The sequence below is a fragment of the Bradyrhizobium stylosanthis genome (assembly GCF_001641335.1).
Taxonomy (GTDB): Bacteria; Pseudomonadota; Alphaproteobacteria; order Rhizobiales; family Xanthobacteraceae; genus Bradyrhizobium; species Bradyrhizobium stylosanthis.
This window is the reverse complement of record NZ_LVEM01000002.1, coordinates 19,220-36,885: the sequence shown is the minus strand read 5'-3', so window position 1 is coordinate 36,885 and position 17,666 is coordinate 19,220. Positions and strand designations below refer to the sequence as shown.

General features: G+C 62.3%; 11 protein-coding genes, 1 tRNA gene and 1 pseudogene. 9 read left to right on the top strand and 4 right to left on the bottom strand.

The window, feature by feature from the left end; translation table 11 throughout:
- Positions 1-76: 76 nt before the first annotated feature.
- Both rpmA and rplU read right to left on the bottom strand, forming a co-directional pair.
- Positions 77-346, bottom strand: coding sequence for a 50S ribosomal protein L27 (gene rpmA / locus A7X65_RS12025; protein WP_024338898.1), 270 nt, complete (start codon positions 344-346; stop codon positions 77-79).
- Between the two features lie 103 nt (positions 347-449).
- Positions 450-824, bottom strand: coding sequence for a 50S ribosomal protein L21 (rplU, locus tag A7X65_RS12020; protein WP_063684958.1), 375 nt, complete (start codon positions 822-824; stop codon positions 450-452).
- A gap of 330 nt (positions 825-1,154) precedes the next feature.
- Between rplU and A7X65_RS12015 the strand changes: the two genes are divergently transcribed.
- Positions 1,155-2,285, top strand: a complete 1,131-nt coding sequence (locus A7X65_RS12015; protein ID WP_063684957.1) for an ROK family protein — start codon at positions 1,155-1,157, stop codon at positions 2,283-2,285.
- Between the two features lie 402 nt (positions 2,286-2,687).
- Here A7X65_RS12015 and A7X65_RS12010 read toward each other — a convergent pair whose 3' ends face one another.
- Positions 2,688-3,551 (bottom strand): alpha/beta fold hydrolase, encoded by an 864-nt coding sequence (locus A7X65_RS12010; protein WP_063684956.1) that lies wholly within the window; start codon positions 3,549-3,551, stop codon positions 2,688-2,690.
- A 227-nt stretch (positions 3,552-3,778) separates the two neighbouring features.
- Here A7X65_RS12010 and A7X65_RS12005 point away from each other — a divergent pair.
- The 5 genes and pseudogenes from A7X65_RS12005 to A7X65_RS11985 all read left to right on the top strand — a co-directional run bounded on the left by A7X65_RS12005 (position 3,779) and on the right by A7X65_RS11985 (position 12,955).
- Positions 3,779-3,868, top strand: a tRNA-Ser gene (locus tag A7X65_RS12005).
- 138 nt (positions 3,869-4,006) lie between these two features.
- Positions 4,007-7,004: pseudogene (locus A7X65_RS43830) on the top strand (BPTD_3080 family restriction endonuclease).
- A complete protein-coding gene (locus A7X65_RS11995; protein WP_063684955.1) occupies positions 7,001-7,975 on the top strand; it encodes a PGN_0703 family putative restriction endonuclease in 975 nt (324 codons plus the stop codon). The pseudogene A7X65_RS43830 and the gene A7X65_RS11995 overlap by 4 nt, the downstream one beginning before the upstream one ends.
- A complete protein-coding gene (locus A7X65_RS11990; RefSeq protein WP_063684954.1) occupies positions 7,975-10,878 on the top strand; it encodes a site-specific DNA-methyltransferase in 2,904 nt (967 codons plus the stop codon). The genes A7X65_RS11995 and A7X65_RS11990 overlap by 1 nt, the downstream gene beginning before the upstream one ends.
- Positions 10,879-10,882: 4 nt before the next feature.
- Entirely contained in the window at positions 10,883-12,955 is a 2,073-nt protein-coding gene (locus tag A7X65_RS11985; RefSeq protein WP_063687622.1) for a UvrD-helicase domain-containing protein, read from the top strand.
- Positions 12,956-12,960: 5 nt separating this feature from the next.
- Here the strand turns inward: A7X65_RS11985 and A7X65_RS11980 are convergent, their stop codons facing one another.
- Entirely contained in the window at positions 12,961-14,052 is a 1,092-nt protein-coding gene (locus A7X65_RS11980; RefSeq protein WP_245323489.1) for a Bug family tripartite tricarboxylate transporter substrate binding protein, read from the bottom strand.
- 438 nt (positions 14,053-14,490) lie between these two features.
- Between A7X65_RS11980 and A7X65_RS11975 the strand changes: the two genes are divergently transcribed.
- The 3 genes from A7X65_RS11975 (at position 14,491) to leuD (ending at position 17,647) form a co-directional block, all read left to right on the top strand.
- The gene (locus A7X65_RS11975; protein ID WP_063684953.1) at positions 14,491-15,444 is read left to right on the top strand and encodes a LysR family transcriptional regulator; all 954 of its coding nucleotides are present in this window, start codon (positions 14,491-14,493) and stop codon (positions 15,442-15,444) included.
- A gap of 142 nt (positions 15,445-15,586) precedes the next feature.
- Positions 15,587-17,020, top strand: a complete 1,434-nt coding sequence (gene leuC, locus A7X65_RS11970) for a 3-isopropylmalate dehydratase large subunit (protein ID WP_208608608.1) — start codon at positions 15,587-15,589, stop codon at positions 17,018-17,020.
- On the top strand, positions 17,021-17,647 hold the full coding sequence (gene leuD / locus A7X65_RS11965; protein ID WP_063684952.1) for a 3-isopropylmalate dehydratase small subunit: 627 nt from the start codon (positions 17,021-17,023) through the stop codon (positions 17,645-17,647). It begins immediately after the preceding gene.
- Positions 17,648-17,666: the final 19 nt, after the last annotated feature.

The window sequence follows — 17,666 nt, the reverse complement described above, 5'->3', positions numbered from 1 at the left end:
GAGCCTTCGATCTCTTGAGATCTTTAGGACTCCGCCGGTTTGGTAGGACCCGGCGGACTCCAATTTGATCCACCGTCTATTCAGCCGCCTCTGCGATCGGGAGTACCGATACGAATGTGCGGCCGTTGGCTTTGGCCTGGAACGCAACACGACCTTCGATCTTGGCGAACAAAGTGTGGTCCGTGCCCATGCCGACATTAAGGCCGGGGTGCCAGGTGGTGCCGCGCTGACGCGCAATGATGTTGCCGGGAGTGACGACTTCCCCGCCGAACGCCTTGATACCGAGGCGCTTACCCTTGGAATCGCGACCGTTGCGCGATGAACCGCCTGCTTTTTTGTGAGCCATGGCTCGTCTCCGAAATCCTGCGTATTTCTAGATCAATTCCTTGACGGAATCATTTCACGATTTCTCACGCATCAATTCGTGAATTGGGCGTGATCAAATCTCGTTATTCGGCGGCTTCCTTCACCACCTTCTCCTTCTTCGGACGCGGGCCCTTGGTGGGCTTGGCGCCGTCGGCCAGGATCTCGGAGATGCGGAGGACCGTGATCTCGTCGCGATAGCCGCGCTTGCGGCGCGAATTCTTGCGGCGGCGCTTCTTGAACGCGATGACCTTGGGGCCACGCTTGTGGTCGAGCACTTCGACCGCAACGGAGGCGCCGGCCACCGTGGGAACGCCGAGCACCGGCGTGTCACCGCCGAGCACCAGAACTTCATTCAACTGCACGATCGAGCCGACTTCGCCTTCGATCTTGCCAACTTCGAGAACATCATCCGGCACGACGCGGTATTGCTTGCCGCCGGTTTTGATGACTGCGAACATCGTTTTTTTCTCCGTGTTCAATCCCGGCCTCGGGACGAATATCGTCCGGGTCGGCTTTTTGTCAGTCGCTATGGGTTAATGCGTTTTGTGCGGGTGGGAGTTATCCCTTTGAAAACCCACGCAAAAACAAGCGGCGCGAGAAACGCCCCGCGCCGGCTGTGGGACTTATAGCCGCCGGGCGCGCCGAGTCAAGGAAAACCGCCGAAAACGGCCCGGATTTGAAGGATTTGGCCAGCCAGGCGGCCCTCCGCCAAATCTCGGCCGGCGCTGCAACCAACGGGTTCCCCCGCCGTTAGTCCGCCGGAACAGGTATGCGGGCAAGGGCTCCCAATGGCAACAGACGAACTGGTCAAGACGACGGGCATCGCCCATCACGGCGCCGGGCGGCTGCCGTCGGTGGACGTGGACAGCTTCAACATCGAGATGAAGGACGAGGACGGTTTTCTCGGCGATCGCGCCAGCAAGGGCGCCTTCCGCGAGATCCTCGATCGCTGGCGCAAGCCGCTGCGCAAGACCGGCGAGGACCCGTTCGGCAAGGAGCCGTCGGAGAACATCAGCAAGAAGACGCTGGATGCGATCCTCGTCGGCGACGACACCGAGGCCTCCGCGGTGGTGCACAGCGCCATCGAGGACTTTGCGCAGGAGCTTGCCTACGTCACGCGCCGCTTCCTGAAGACAAAGGCCTGGGCCAAGACCGAGCGCATCGTGGTCGGCGGTGGCTTTCGCGATTCAAGGCTCGGCGAGCTCGCGATCGCGCGCACCGAGATCATTCTAAAGGCCGAGGATTTCAGGATCGACATGCAGCCGATCCGCCATCACCCCGACGAAGCCGGCCTGATCGGCGCGCTGCATCTGGCGCCGTCGTGGATTTTCGAAGCCTATGACAGCATCCTCGCCGTCGACATCGGCGGCACCAACATCCGCTGCGGCCTGGTCGAGACCAACTGGAAAAAGGCAAAGGACCTGTCGAAGGCCAAGGTCGTGACATCCGATCTGTGGCGTCACGCCGACGACGAGCCGACGCGCGAAGGCGCGGTGAAGCGGCTCACCAAGATGTTGAAGGGGCTGATCACCGAGGCCGGCAACGACGGCTTCAAGCTCGCGCCCTTCATCGGCATCGCCTGTCCCGGCGTGATCAACGAGGACGGGTCGATCGAGAAAGGCGCGCAGAACCTGCCGGGCAATTGGGAGAGCAGCAAGTTCAACCTGCCGGCGAGCCTGATCGAGGGCATCCCCGTCATCGGCGAGCACGACACCGCGATCCTGATGCACAATGACGGCGTGGTTCAGGGCCTCTCCGAGGTGCCGTTCATGCAGGACGTCGATCGCTGGGGCGTGCTGACCATCGGCACCGGGCTCGGCAATGCCCGCTTCACCAACCGCCGCAAGGACCGGGACACTACGGAGAACGGCAAGAAAAAGAGCAAGGAAAACAACAAGGACGGCGGCAAATCCGACTAGAAAGCGTTTTCGAGCGAAGTGGAGACCGGTTCGCGTCAAGAAAACGCGTCAAAACAACAATCCAGAGCCCCCGTTCCGGCTTCGCCGGAACGGAAACGGCTCTGGAGTAACCTTGACTGGTTAGGTTAAGGACCGGATTGCGTTGCGGCGCATCAGGCGCACGCTAGGGTCGAATCGTCGTCTCACCTGGCCGGCGAAGCCGCCCTTCCCAGCCAGTATTTCAATGAGCGGCACCGGGACCGCCAGTGTTTACCGCGTCTGGCGGTCCCACCCGTTTTTCCAGCGCCTCTGACGTCTGACATCTCACCACAAACCCGGACCTCATCCCCGCGCAATGGCGAAGCCATTGTCGCTGAGGGCCCGCCGGAGGCGGGCGTCTCGAAGGATGGCCGCGGGCTCTGCTCAGCTCCAGCCGATGCGCCCAAAAAACGCGGCGATCTCGCTCGCCGCGTGATCCGGATTCTCGCGATGCGGGAAGTGTCCAACCCCCGGAAACATTGCGAGATCGAGATCGGCAAAGGTCTCTCCCAGCCGATCGGTCCACGCATAGGGAAACAGCGGATCGTGCTCGGCCCAGCGCACGCAGGTCGGCACATTGATCGGCGCAAGCTTTGGTGCTTCGCCCTTCATCATCGCGAGCCGCCCTTCATGCGAGGCCCGGTAATGCGCAAAGCCGCCGGCGAGATTGCCCGGCTTGAAGAAATTGTCGGCGAAGGCATCGAGGACGTCGTCGAAGGCGTCTTTCCGATGCGCCCACCCCTTGAGGAAGTGGCCGATATAGAGCCTGCAGCTCTCGCGGCTCGCACCGACCAGCGCGGGCGCCATCTCCATCTGGTGAAAGGACTGGTACCAGATGTGATTGAGCCGATCGGGCGCCGCCATCCGCGGCCCGATGCCGGGATAGACGAAATCGAAGAAGAACAGCCCGGCGAGCCGCCCCGCCGCCTGCCGCGCCAGCGGCTGCATCACGGCGCCGCCGACGTCATGGCCGACCACGCCGAATCGGTCGACACGAAGTGCCTCCATCAGGGCCAGCATGTCCGCGGCATGGCCATCCGGACCAAAGGGGCCATCCGGCTTGTCGCTGTCGCCAAAGCCGCGCAGATCGGGCGCGATCAGGGTGAAACGGTCGGCAAGCCTCGCCATCACCGGCTCCCAGGTCAGCCAGAATTCCGGCCATCCATGCAGCAAAAGCAGCGGTTTGCCCGATCCGGCGCGAACCAGGTGGAATTTGGCGCCATTGGCCGTGACCGTCAGGTGCTCCATGGCAGTTCCTTCCCAAGCGCTTTCAAGCGAAGCGGACGCCCATTCGCGCCAGGAAAACGCGTCAAAACAGGAATCCTCGGAGCCCCATTCCCACGGGAACGGCACCCCAGGCTGGCGCGGGGCTGAAAGAGGCAGCGGATTTTCCCCTTTCGCGCCTTGTCTGGCCCGCCATCCTCGCCTATTAACGCCCCCAACCACAGGGGCCCTGCCTCTATATGGCGCCTTCAGGAGAGGTGGCAGAGTGGTTGAATGCACCGCACTCGAAATGCGGCATAGGTGCAAGCCTATCGGGGGTTCGAATCCCTCCCTCTCCGCCATCTGAACAATGTGTCAGTTATCCATTTTGCCCATGGCTCATCCGTAGCCTTCAACCTACAGTATGGTAGGCGGCCCATATGCGCTCGATTTGCGTGCATCATGTCGGGCCGTGAAAATTTCGGGGCGGACCAAGGAAATTGAGCAGCTTTTACGAACGGCCGATTTTGAATTCGCCGTACCGGGCGCCGGAACTGCACCATCCTCTCGACGACAACGGCCAGCCCCTTGAAGGGGAGCCGAGACGCGGTCGTCGGCCGTCGCGATTCATCGTGCCGGTTCCGGCATCCAGAAAGAAGGCGGCGAGCGATCAGGCGTTGCTTGATCTGGAGACCTATACCGAAAACGCGCTGATCAACCAAATCCGCGGCTATCTGGATAGCTGGCGCCAGCTGCGCAATCCGGCCGACTGGGGCGTGACTGGCGTGACACAGCGGTTGCTCGAACACTGGCGCCATCACAAATTCAATGGCCCCACGCCGTTCTTCTGTCAGATCGAAGCAGTCGAAACGATCATCTGGCTGACGGAGGTCGCGCCGAAACGTGCAGCGACGAAGGGCCTGCTCGATCAGCTTGCCAAGGCCAACGCCGAAGCCAACCCTGAACTCTTCCGTCTGGCCATGAAGATGGCTACGGGCAGCGGCAAGACGACCGTGATGGCCATGCTCATCGCCTGGCAAGCGGTGAACGCGGCGCGCAAGGACTCGAAGGATTTTTCCCGCGCCTTCCTGATCATCACCCCAGGCATCACCATTCGCGACCGCCTGCGCGTTCTGCTGCCGAGCGAGCCCGATAACTACTACGAGACACGCGAAATCGTGCCGCCGGAAATGCTGCCGGAAGTCCGCCGCGCAGAGATCGTGATCACCAACTACCATGCGTTTCAGCATCGTGAGACCTTGGCCTTGCCAAAGGTCGCGCGCAGCTTCCTCCAGGGCAACGCGCCTGAACCGCTTAGGACCACACAGACCGATGCGGAAATGCTCGCGGAAGCCTGCGGCAAGCTGCTTAACTTTGACCGCGTGAATGTGATCAATGACGAGGCGCATCATTGTTACAGGCATAAGGTCGGCGGTGACGTTGAAGGTGCTCTAACGGGGGAGGACAAGAAGGAGGCTGCCGACAACGAGGAGGCCGCCAGACTCTGGATCAATGGCATCGAAGCGTTGGGCCGTAAGCTGTCGAAGGGCGTGCGGGCCGTCTATGACCTGTCGGCCACTCCTTTCTTCTTGCGTGGCTCGGGCTATCCCGAAGGGTATCTGTTCCCCTGGGTCGTGTCTGATTTCAGCCTGATGGACGCGATCGAGAGCGGCATCGTCAAACTCCCCCGCGTACCGGTCACTGATAACCTCGTGCAGACCGATTCGGTCGTCTATCGCCATCTGTGGAAGCACATCGGTAAGGATCTGCCGAAGACCGCGGCGGGCGCCAATAAGTTGAGTCCTTTCGATCTGCCGAATATGCTCAAAACGGCACTGAGCGCACTCTACAGCCACTACGAGGGCGAGTTCGAGAGCTGGGAGCGCGAAGGGATCGAGGTGCCGCCCGTCTTCATCGTGGTGTGCCAGAACACCGCGATCTCCAAACTGGTGTTCGAATGGATCGCCGGCTTCGAGCGTGGCGATGCGGAGGAGGGCGAACGGGCAGCCTTTCATGCCGGGCACCTGGAGTTGTTCCGAAACTATGACGACCAGGGGGGGGCGCCTTGCCCGCCCGCGGACGCTGCTGATTGACTCGCGCCAGATCGAATCCGGCAATGCGTTGGACAAGGGATTCCGCGAGGTTGCCGGACCAGAGATCGAGCTGTTCAAGCAAGAGCGCAACAAACGCGACGGCGCGGGCGCACACGGCCAAGCCAGTGAAGGCGAGTTACTGCGCGAAGTCATGAACACCGTTGGTCGTGTTGGCCGGCTCGGCGAGCAGATCCGCTGCGTCGTGTCGGTGTCGATGCTGACCGAAGGCTGGGACACCAATACGGTCACTCACATCCTGGGCGTTCGCGCGTTCGGCACCCAGCTGTTGTGCGAACAGGTTGTTGGGCGCGGCCTGCGCCGCCAGTCCTATGACCTCAATCCAGAGACTGGGCTGTTCGACGTCGAATATGCCGACATCATGGGCATCCCATTCGACTTTGCCTCTTCTCCGCAGAAGACGAAGCCGACCGCGCCCAAGCCGGTCACCCGTGTCCACGCCATCAAGGAGAGGGCCGAGCTCGAGATCCGCTTTCCGCGCGTTAGCGGCTACCGCCGCGACCTGCCGTCTGAGAAGCTGGAAGCCGCCTTCACTGCTGACAGCCGGCTCGAGATCACCCCCCTGGACATCGGCCCAACCTCCGTCGTGATGGAAGGCATCGTCGGTGCGGGCGTGACCATCACGCCGCAGGTGCTGGAGCGGCTGCGCCCCTCGGAAATTAGCTTCAATCTTGCCAAGCATCTGCTCTACACGCATTTCCGCGACGACGAGGGCTTTCCCAAGCAGCATTTGTTTCCGCAGATTCAACGCATCGCGCGGAAATGGATCGACGATGGCTATCTGGTCACCAAAGGCGTGCCGATCGGCGCGATCCTGTATCAGGACCAGCTCACCCGTGCGGCGGAAAAGATCGATATCGCTCTCACGCGCGGCAGCGAGGGACGGCTGTTGGCGGTGCTCGATCCCTACAATCCCAAGGGCTCGACGCGTTTCGTCAACTTCATCACCTCGAAGCCGGCATGGAAGACGGGCGCGCAGCCGCCCAAGTGCCACGTCAGCCATGTTGTCCTCGACTCAAGCTGGGAGGAGCAACTCGCGTTGACCCTCGAAAACCATCCGTGCGTGCTCGCTTACGCCAAGAACCAGGCAATGGGATTCGACATCCCCTATCTCGATGCCGGTGTAATGCGGCGCTACGTTCCCGATTTCCTGGTCCGGCTCGATATCGGAGACGACGAGCCGCTGAACCTGATTCTCGAAGTCAAAGGCATCCGGGACGAAAGCGACAAAGCCAAGGCGCAAACGACCCGCGAGCTGTGGGCGCCGGGTGTCAATGCGCTTGGTGGCTTTGGACGCTGGCAGTTTGAAGAATTTCGCGACTGGGCGGCGATGGAGGAAGACTTCGCCGCATTGGTCGATCGGCTGCTGAAGAAGGAATACGCATGACGAGCGACCAATCGTTCGATGCCGAGCAGCGCAGGCTTCAGGGTGCCTGGTTCACCGAAAACCTTGCCCCGAATCACGGTTACGCGGGCGCGGCGTACCGCGTTTCCCCGGCCTGCCGGGAATTGAATCTGGCCCCTGCGATACGAAAGATCGCAGAACGTCTGTTCGCGGCTGAACCCGTGATCCAATGGCACCAGCATGCCAATCATGGGCTCTCGTCCCAGGTATGTTGCCTCAACTTTCTGCTGCCATTTGCCGGGAAGCCGGAATTGCTGCGCCGGTGGGTCGAACATGTGACGGCCGACGGGGTGTCCGAGATGCTGCCGATCGAGTCGGATCGTGCGGGCCAGCCCTGGAATGTCACCTTCGAATGGATCGGCGACACCGATCATCTCAACGAGGGCAAGGAGGGCGCGTCCCGAAAGCGAGGCGCCAACGCCACCGCCGCTGATGCAGCAGTGCGGTATCGGGATGCTCAAGGCCGCAGCAATCTGTTGCTTATCGAGTGGAAATACACTGAACACTACGGCCAGCCCCTCGGGCCAACAGGTAACGCGACGCGCCGGCAACGCTATGAACACATCTTCCGTCATCCAAACGGACCGATCCACGCCGATGCCAATGTCACCCTGGACGACTTCTTCTATGAGCCGTTCTACCAGATGCTCCGCCAGCAGATGCTGGCATGGCATACTGAAGTGAGTGATCCGCAGATCGACCGTGCACGCGTTCTCCATCTCTCACCTTCAGGCAATCGGCCGCTGCATCGGGTGACCTCGCCCGGCCTGCGCCGGTTCGGCGACGATGCCTTCCACGTCTTCAGGTCGTTGCTGGCAAATCCGCAGGATTTCATCTCCATGTCGATCGAGGACGCCTTCGCGCCCCTGGCCGCATGGCCGGAAGCAGATTGGTACCCGTGGCTGCGTAAGCGCTATTCGTCACTATGGGCCGAAACCGAGGTTCTTGCCTGATGGCTCGTTCGCCAAAATCGCCAAAGCCGCCCAAATCTTCAAAGCAGATCGACGCGCTGAAGCACGACGCGGCGAGCCGGCGCAATATTCCGACGGCGGAGATGGAGAGTTTCTTCCGGCGTGACGAAGATGCTTCGCCGATGCCGCCTAAGCATTATCCGCGCGCCCGGCCGCTGCCGGAGGGGTACACGCGCGCGGCCGAGGATCCTCGCGCACCCGAGCTGATCTGGAACGGCGCGAAAATCACCGTCACTGAAGACCAGATGAAAGAACTGGCCGTGACGGGCACGCTGACGTTGTCGGATGCGCAACTGGTCTGGCGCGGCAAGGACAAGCAGGACTGGTCCGACCTCGTCGTCAACGTGCCGCCGCTCTACATTCAGGAGAAGATTCACCCCAAGGCGATTATCGACGATCTGAAGCGGCGCACCGCCGAGAAGCGCGAGGCAGAGAGCGCCGCGCCGGACCTGTTCGCCGATTTCAACGGCATCGAGCCGGACCAGCGCGCCGAATTTTACCAGCACGACCAGCACTGGTCGAACCGCATGATCCTAGGTGATTCCTTGCAGGTAATGGCGAGCCTTGCCGAGCGCGAGAGTCTGCGTGGCAAGGTGCAGTGCATCTATTTCGATCCGCCCTATGGCATCAAGTTCAACTCGAACTGGCAGGTCTCGACGCAGTCGCGAGACGTCAAGGATGGCAAGCAGGTCGACATCTCGCGAGAGCCCGAGCAAGTGAAGGCGTTCCGCGATACCTGGAAGGACGGCATCCATTCTTACCTTACCTATCTCCGCGACCGTCTGACAGTGATGCGAGATCTGCTGACAGAGAGTGGTTCGATCTTCGTGCAGATCAGCGACGAGAATGTCCATCGTGTTAGGGCAGTATTTGATGAAGTCTTTGGATCGGAAGGCTTCTGCGCTGAAATTGCGTTCTCAAAAGCGACAGGACTAACTAGCGAACTTGTCCCAAGCGTCTTCGATTATATACTTTGGTATTCTCGTGATCGTAAGCGCGTTAAATTTAGGCCGCTCTTCCGGGAGCGCGATTTTGAAGCTGATCGACGAGGTGAATTCAGGAATACGGACCCAATCTTAGGGAATGATCCGAAGGTCAGCGCCTTTAGAACGAATTCTGCTGTTTCTCCCGGTATCAGAGCGAACACTACCGGTAGATTTAGCTACTTGAGTCTCAATTTTGATTCCGGGCCCGCAAGAAATTGGAAGACGGTTCTGCCTGGAATGAGGCGCTTGGCCATGGCAGGTCGACTCGAATTCGAGGCGTCACCGTCCCGCATGTACAAGCAATATTGGAAAGACTTCTCGCATCTTCCCTTCACTAATATCTGGAGCGACGTTAGATCAGAGCAGGATCGTATCTATGTAGTCCAAACGGTAGAGCGGGTCATCCAACGTTGTATGTTGATGACTACGGACCCAGGTGATTTGATACTTGATCCCACGTGCGGTTCCGGCACAAGCGCGTATGTGGCCGAGCAGTGGGGCCGACGCTGGATTACTGTCGACACCAGCCGGGTAGCGCTAGCTTTGGCTCGTACGCGTCTGATGTCCGCGCGTTATCCGTGGTATTTACTCGCTGATAGTCGCGAGGGGCGGGCTAAGGAGGCTGAACTCACACAGCGGTTGCCTCTTGATACGCCGAGCAACGGCGATATCCGCCAAGGCTTCGTCTATGAACGCGTTCCCCATATTATGCTCAGCTCAATCGCCAACAATCCGTCGATTGATGATATCTGGGAGAAATGGCAGGCGGTCCTTGAGCCGTTGCGCGCGGCACTGAATCAGGCGACCAAGAGAAATTGGGAAGAATGGCAAATCCCGCGCGAACTGCCGGCCGGGGCGCCCACGGCTGCTGCCGAGCCACACGCCAAATGGTGGAAGGCGCGCATCGCCCGCCAACGCGAGATCGACGATAGCATCGCCGCGCGCGCCGATGTCGAATACCTATACGACAGGCCTTACACTGATAATGCCCGAGTCCGCGTCGCAGGGCCATTTACGGTAGAGAGCCTTTCGCCGCATCGCGTGCTGCCCGCCAGCGAGGAGGAATTGATTGACCTGATCGACGCCGCCGAGGGCAAACGCTCAGCCGCCGATGCGGACCTTGCCGGGCAGGATTTTACGGCGATCGTGATCGACTATCTCAAATCCGAGGGCGTCAAGCAGCAGGCTAAGGGCGACCGCATCACCTTCGAGAGCTTGACGCCGTGGCCGGGAAATTTTATCGGCGCCAGCGGCACTTTCATCGAGGGAGAGAACGGCCCCGAGCGCCGCGCCGCGATCCTGATTGGGCCCGAATATGGGACCGTCGGCCGGCAGGACATCGTCGCCGCGGCGCGCGAGGCCGTCGATGCACGGTTCGACGTCCTGATCGCCTGTGCCTTCAATTTTGACGCCCATTCCTCCGAGCTGGGGAGTCTGGGCAGCCTCAAAATCCTGAAGGCGCGCATCAATCCCGACATGCACATGTCGGATGAGCTCAAGAACACTGGGCGCGGCAATATGTTCGTTGTGTTCGGCGAGCCGGACGTGGAAGTCCTCGATGTCGGCGGCCCCGAGATCCGGGTGAAGGTGAACGGCGTCGATGTGTTCGATCCCAATACTGGCGACATCCGCTCCAACGACACCAAGGGCATCGCCGCGTGGTTCATCGACACCAACTATAACGAGGAAAGCTTCTTCGTCCGTCACGCATATTTCCTCGGCGCGAACGATCCCTACAAGAGCCTGAAGGCCGCACTCCAGGCCGAGATCGACGAGGACGCCTGGGCAACGCTTTACTCCGACACCTCGCGTCCGTTCCCGCGGCCTGCGGGCCGCCGCATCGCGGTAAAGGTCATCAATCACTTCGGCGACGAGGTGATGAAGGTCTTTGGAGTGTGAGCGCGTGAATTTCCTGATCGCGGACACTTTCACTGCCTCGTTCAATCGCCTCTCCGGCGTAGACCAGAAGGCGGTTAAGGCGAGCGTCTTCGACCTGCAAATGGACCGCACCGGCAACGGCCTCCAGTTGCATCGCATCGATAAAAGCAAAGACCCGAATTTCTGGTCCGCACGGGTCAATCGCGATATCCGTCTGATCGTCCATAAGACAAGCGAAAGCCTGCTGGTCGCCTATGTTGATCACCACGACGCCGCCTATGCCTGGGCGGAACGGCGGCGGATCGAGGCGCATCCCCGGACCGGTGCGATCCAGATCGTTGAAGTCCGTGAGCAGGTGGCGGAGGTTGCGCCGCCGGCAACGTTTGATTTTGTGTTTCCCAAGCCCGCCAAGAAAGAGACGGTCAAGCCCGCGTTGTTCTCGTCGCTGGATGACAATGCGCTCCTCTCGGTGGGTGTGCCCGCCGATTGGTTAGCCGACGTCCGTGCAGCCGACGAAGATGGTTTCTTCACGCTGGCGGCCCATCTTCCTGCTGAGGCTTCCGAAGCCCTTCTCGAATTCGCAGCGACCGGCAGGCTGGCCCTTCCGGCGCCGCCGACTGCTGATCCTTTCAAGCATCCCGACGCACTGCGCCGCATTCGTCTGATTGCCGATCAGGAGGAGCTCGAACAGGCGTTGGCCTTTCCGTGGGAGAAGTGGGGCGTCTTCCTTCACCCATCGCAACGTTCGCTGGTTGAACGCTCTTTCTCAGGGCCGGCCCGCGTGGCGGGATCGGCTGGCACCGGCAAGACCATTGTTGCGATCCATCGAGCGGTGCGGCTCGCTCGCGAGAACTCAGCCGCAAAGATACTTTTGGCGAGCTTTTCGCAGCCTTTGGCTGATGCATTGGCGAAGAAACTCCTCGTTCTTGCTCCGGAAACGGGTGGTGTCGTGCCCCGAATCGCGACGGCCTCGTTCCGAGGGATCGCTGAACAGATGTATCAGCTCGAGTACGGTGTGCGCCCTCGAATTGCATCCGATGTCGTCTTGCGCGAACGGCTGCGCACGGCTGCTGACGCGAACGCGCTCAAGGGCTTTTCCGAGCGCTTCCTGCTGTCCGAGTGGGCCAACGTCGTTGACGCTTGGGGGCTTTCATCGCTTGACGCCTATTCGACCGTCGAGCGGATGGGCCGCAAGAGCAGGCTCGGCCCCAATCAACGCGCGCGCTTGTGGCCCGTCTTCGCGGCAGTCCGTGAAACGCTGGCGACCGAGCGCTTTACGACCTGGGCGAGCGTCTTCACCGACCTCGCGAAAGCACTCGAAGGCCGCGCGTCCAAGCCATTCGATCATATCGTTATCGACGAGGCCCAGGACCTGGCCCCTGCGGAGCTACGGTTCTTCGCGGCGCTGGCGCCTGCAGGACCGAACGGCCTGTTTCTGTCCGGTGACATCGGTCAGCGCATTTTCCAGCATCCGTTTTCGTGGGCGAGCCTCGGCGTCGATGTGCGGGGCCGATCGCACACCCTCAAGGTTTGCTACCGCACCTCGCAACAGATTCGGCGCGCTGCCGACCGGCTTTTGCCAACCGTCCTGCGCGATAGCGACGGTCTGGACGATGAACGCCGCGGCATCATCTCCGTGTTCGATGGGCCCCCGCCGGAGGTCAAATCCTTTGCTAACATTGCCGAAGAAGCCGAAGCGATCCGAAATGCGGTTGAAGGTTGGCTCAGCGACGGAATCGCCGCTCACGAGATAGGCGTGTTTGTTCGGACACCAGAACTTGTCGTACGTCCACGGACTGCCATTGAAGGTTTGCCCGGTGCTGCCGAGATCGTGACGGCTCAAATGAGTCTGGCCAAGGGTTTGGAGTTCCGCGCTGTAGCGGTGATGGCGTGTGACGAGGGCGTCCTGCCGCTCGACGAGCGCATTGCCGACGCCGCGGACGAAGCCGAGTTGGACGATATTTATGAAACCGAAAGGCGACTTCTCTACGTCGCCTGCACCCGGGCGCGCGAGCACTTGATGCTTACGGGAGTCGCGCCGGTTTCAGAATATCTGGCCGATTTAAACGCGGCTGGTAACAACGCTCGGACGGTCTGAGCCTACTACTGCACCCCAATCCCCGCACTCTCAATCACCCGCTTATACCGTGCCGTCTCCTCAACGATGAACGGGCCCATCTCGGCCTGCCCCTTGTCGGCGATCGACACCTGGCCGTTGGTGGTGAGGTCGGCGACGATGCCGGGGTCGGCGAGCACGGCGGCCAGCGCCTCGGAGAGCTTGCCCACGATTTTCGGGTCGGTCCCGGCCGGGACCGAGACCCAGGTCGAGCCGACACTGACGGCGTCGGGGTAGCCGGCCTCGAGCACACTGGGCGTATCGGGCAGCGCGGCCATCCGCGCCGCGCCGGTGGTGCCGAGCACCTTGACCTTGCCGGTGTCGATCAGCGGCCTCAGCACGGTGAGGTAGTCGAAGGAGACGTCCAGGATGCCCGACATCATGTCGGTCATCTGGCTCGAGCCCGACTTGTAGGGCACGTGGGTCAGCTTGATGTGGGCTGCCGCCTGGAACATCTCGCCGGCGAGGTGCTGGGCGGTGCCGGGGCCGGGGGAGCCGAAATTGACCTTGCCCGGGTTGGCCTTCGCGTAGGCGACGAACTCGGCCAGCGTGTTGTAGGGCGCAGCCGCCGTCGCGACGAGGATCTGGTTCGACGAGCTCACGCCGCGGATGTGGACGTAGCTCTTGAGCGGATCGTAGTTGAGCTTCGACAGTCCCAGGCTCGGCTGGATCGTCATCGGCCCGCCGGAGGCGTAGAGCACGGTGTAGCCGTCGGGCTGGGCCCGGGCCACGAACTCCGTCCCGATGGTCCCGCCGGCGCCGGGCCGGTTCTCCACCACCACGGGCTGCCCAAGCCGCGTCCGCAGCTGCTCTGCGATCTTGCGCGAGACGAGGTCGGTGACGCCGCCGGCCCCGAACGGCACCACCCAGGTGATCGCGCGGTTCGGCCAAGAAGCCGCAGCCGCGTCCGCGGCCGTCTGCGCCCGCGCGGCGCCCGACTGGAGCGCCAGAATCGTCGCGACGACGAGACACAGCAACGCCGTTGGGAGCGCTCTCGTCGCCGTCCCTCCGCGGTGCCCCTGTCGCGCGGTCTCATGATCACCGCGCTGCTGCGCCGGCACGAAGACGCCGAGCTCCATGGATGTAGTCCTCCCTCGTTGCAGTCTGGCCGTTATGGCCACGTTGAGCGAAGGCTACAGTCTTGAGACTCCTCCAACCATTGGCGCAGTCCGAGCATCACTTTTGCAGAATATGAAAAGATCGAAGGGGCGCCTTCGGGCCATGGAGCTGCTTGCCGGCACCGACTGCGAGGGCAGCTTCGCGGCGACCGGCCGCCGCGCGAGCGCCGGACAGGCGAGTCAAACCCGCGATTCCCTTTCGTTTTGCCCCTGAAACGCTGCGAGAGGCGTCACCAATTCCGGCCCGCGCCTAAGTCATTGATCTTGCAGTGGTGGGCTACTGTGCATGGGGTTGTTTTCGACCTTTTTGTTTGATCGACTACGGAAGCCGCGCGCTGGTCTGTTTGACGCCGACTGCGGCCGAAGAAGGCTATAGGGCCCCGCGCGAGGATCTCTCCGATGACCGCCAAGATCGATCTCCTGACGCTGCAGCTGTTCGTGGCGATCGTCGAGGAGCAGAGCATCGCGAAGGCGGCGGAGAAGAAGAACATCGCGGCGTCCGCGGTCAGCCGGCGCATCTCCGACATCGAGGAGCGCTTCCAGGTCGAGCTGCTGCATCGCCATTCCAAGGGGATCGAGCCGACGCCGGCCGGCTTTGCCCTGCTCGAGCATGCCCGCATCATCCTCGGCAATCTCAGCAGGCTCGAGAGCGAGCTGACGGGTTACCGGCAGGGCAAGCGCGGGTTGATCCGGGTCTGCGCCAACAAGTCCGCGATCCTCGAAGCCCTTGCCGACGAGCTCAGCCTGTTCCTGGAACGGCATCCGCTGGTCCACATCGACATCGAGGAGGATTTGAGCCCCGCGATCGTGCGCGCGGTGATGGAGAACCGGGCCGACATCGGCATCTTCGGCGGCAACATCGACGGGCAGGATCTGGAGCTGTTGTCCTATCGCAGCGACAGCCTGGTCGCGCTGGTCACGCGCGATCACCCGCTGGCGGGCCGGAGCAGCGTCCGCTTCCGCGAGCTGGTCGATTTCGATTTCGTCAGCCTCGAGAAGGGCAGCTCGATCGAAACCTTGTGTGTCAGGGCGGGCGCCGCGCTCGGGCAGCATCTCAAGGTCCGCATCCGCGTCAGCAGTTTCGATGCGCTGTTTCGGGTGATCGATGCCAGGATGGGCGTGGGCGTCGTGCCGCTCGAGATCGTTTGCGGCCGCTACGGCGTCGACAGCCTCGTTACGGTCCCGCTCGATGAGTCCTGGGCGCGGCGCGAGCTGGTCATGGGCGTGCGCGATTACAAATCGCTGCCGCCGGTGACGAAGCTGCTGGTGGACCATTTGCGCAACCCCGATGAGGCGGCTCTCACCACGAGCAGCGTCTCCGACCGGCTGACGTTGGTTCGCAACAGGGGCTGACATCGCTGGTCGCGACGGCCAGCCATCGCCTGCCGCGATGGCCCCCTGCCAAACCGTCACTGCACATTCGCGCGACGCGCTTCTATCCTGCTTCCCAACATCGCGGCCGGTCGGCATGATCGGCGGCAACACGGCACAAGAGATGCCGAATACGGGAGGACGGATCGTGGACACGCACGGTCGCACGCTGCTGGCCAAAATCTGGGACCAGCATGTCATCGCTGCGGTCAGCGATGACACCGATCTGCTTCATGTGGATCGCCATCTGCTGCACGACCTCGGCGGCTCCCGCGGCCTGATCGACCTCAAAAGCCGCAACATTCCGGTCCACAATCCCGAGCTGACCTTTGCCACGCCCGATCATGCGATTTCGACCGCGTCGGCGCGGGCCGGCACGATCAAGACCGGATGGGAGCTGCTGGCGGCATTGCGGACCGAGACGTCCGCCAGCGGCATCCGGCTGTTCGATCTCGACCAGCCCGGCCAGGGCATCGTCCATGTCATCGGCCCGGAGCTCGGCCTCAGCCTGCCCGGCTGCCTGATCGTCTGTGGCGACAGCCACACCTGCACCCATGGCGGGCTCGGCGCGCTCGCCTTCGGCATTGGCTCCAGCGAGCTCACCCATGTGCTGGCGACGCAGACCATCATCCAGCGCCGGCCGAAAACCATGCGCGTCACGTTCGACGGCAAGCTGCCGTTCGGCGTCACGGCGAAGGATCTCATCCTCGCTTTGATCGGCCATGTCGGCGCCGCCGGCGGCACCGGCTATGCGGTCGAATATGCCGGCAGTGCGATCAGGGACATGCCGATCGAAGGGCGTCTGACCATCTGCAACCTGTCGGTCGAGCTCGGCGCCAAGATGGGGCTGATCGCACCTGACCAGACGACGTTCGACTACATCCGCGGCCGTCCCTATGCGCCGCAAGGCGAGATGTGGGAGCGCGCCGTCGCGGCGTGGCGGACGCTGCGGAGCGACAGCGACGCAATGTTCGATCGCGAGGTCACGATCGACGTCGCAACCATCATCCCGCAGATCACCTGGGGCACCAGTCCCGAGCATGTGCTCGGTGTCGATGGACGCATTCCGGATCCCGCTGATATCGCCGATCCCGCGCGCCGCGGCGCGATCGAGATCGCGCTCGACTATATGGGCCTCAAGCCGGGCGCGCCGATCGCGGGCACGAAGGTGGATTGGGTCTTCATCGGCTCCTGCACCAACAGCCGTCTCAGCGATCTCAGAGCCGCGGCCGAGGTCGCGCGCGGCCGCAAGGTCGCGCCGGGCGTGCGCGCCTGGGTCGTGCCTGGGTCGGAGACCGTCAAGCGCGATGCGGTGGCCGAAGGGCTCGACAAGATCTTCACCGAGGCGGGCTTCGAGTGGCGCGAGCCCGGATGCTCGATGTGCCTTGCCGCGAACGGCGAGACCGTGCCGCCCGGCCAGCGCTCGGTGTCGACGTCCAATCGCAATTTCATCGGCCGGCAAGGGCCACGTGCCCGTACCCATCTGGCGAGCCCGGCGATGGCCGTGGCCGCGGCGATCTCGGGCGCCATCGCCGACGTCCGAACCATGGAGCGCTAGATGGCGCAAGCCTTCACCAAGCTGACTGCGATTGCCGCGCCAATCATGCGCACCAACGTCGATACCGACGTCATCATCAGCATCAACCGCATGATCGGAAACTCCGTCCGCGGCCATCTCGGCAAATGGGCGTTCGGATCGCTGCGCTATCTGCCCGATGGCTCTGATAATCCCGAGTTCATCCTCAACCGCGAACCGTATCGCGCGGCGGAAATCCTGGTCACGGGGCCGAATTTCGGCTGCGGCTCCTCGCGCGAGGCGGCGGTGTGGTCGCTGCAGGAGATGGGCATCCGCGCCATCATCGGCTCCGGCTTCGGCGATATCTTCTTCGCGAACTGCTTCCAGAACGGCATCCTGCCGGTGGTGCTCGATAAAGCCGTCATCGACAGCCTCGCCTCGGAGATCGAAGCGAGCCAGGGCGCGGGACGTCTCAGCGTCGATCTGGTGGAGCAGACGGTCACCTCGCCGTCGGGCACACGGCATGTGTTCGAGATCGATCCGCGCCGGCGCGCCGGCCTGCTCGAAGGCCTGGATGAGATTTCGCTGACCTTGCGGCGCGACCAGGAGATCCGCGCCTTCCAGGCATCCGACCGCGACGCGCGGCCGTGGATTCACTTTGCAGGATAATCGTCAGGACACATCAGGC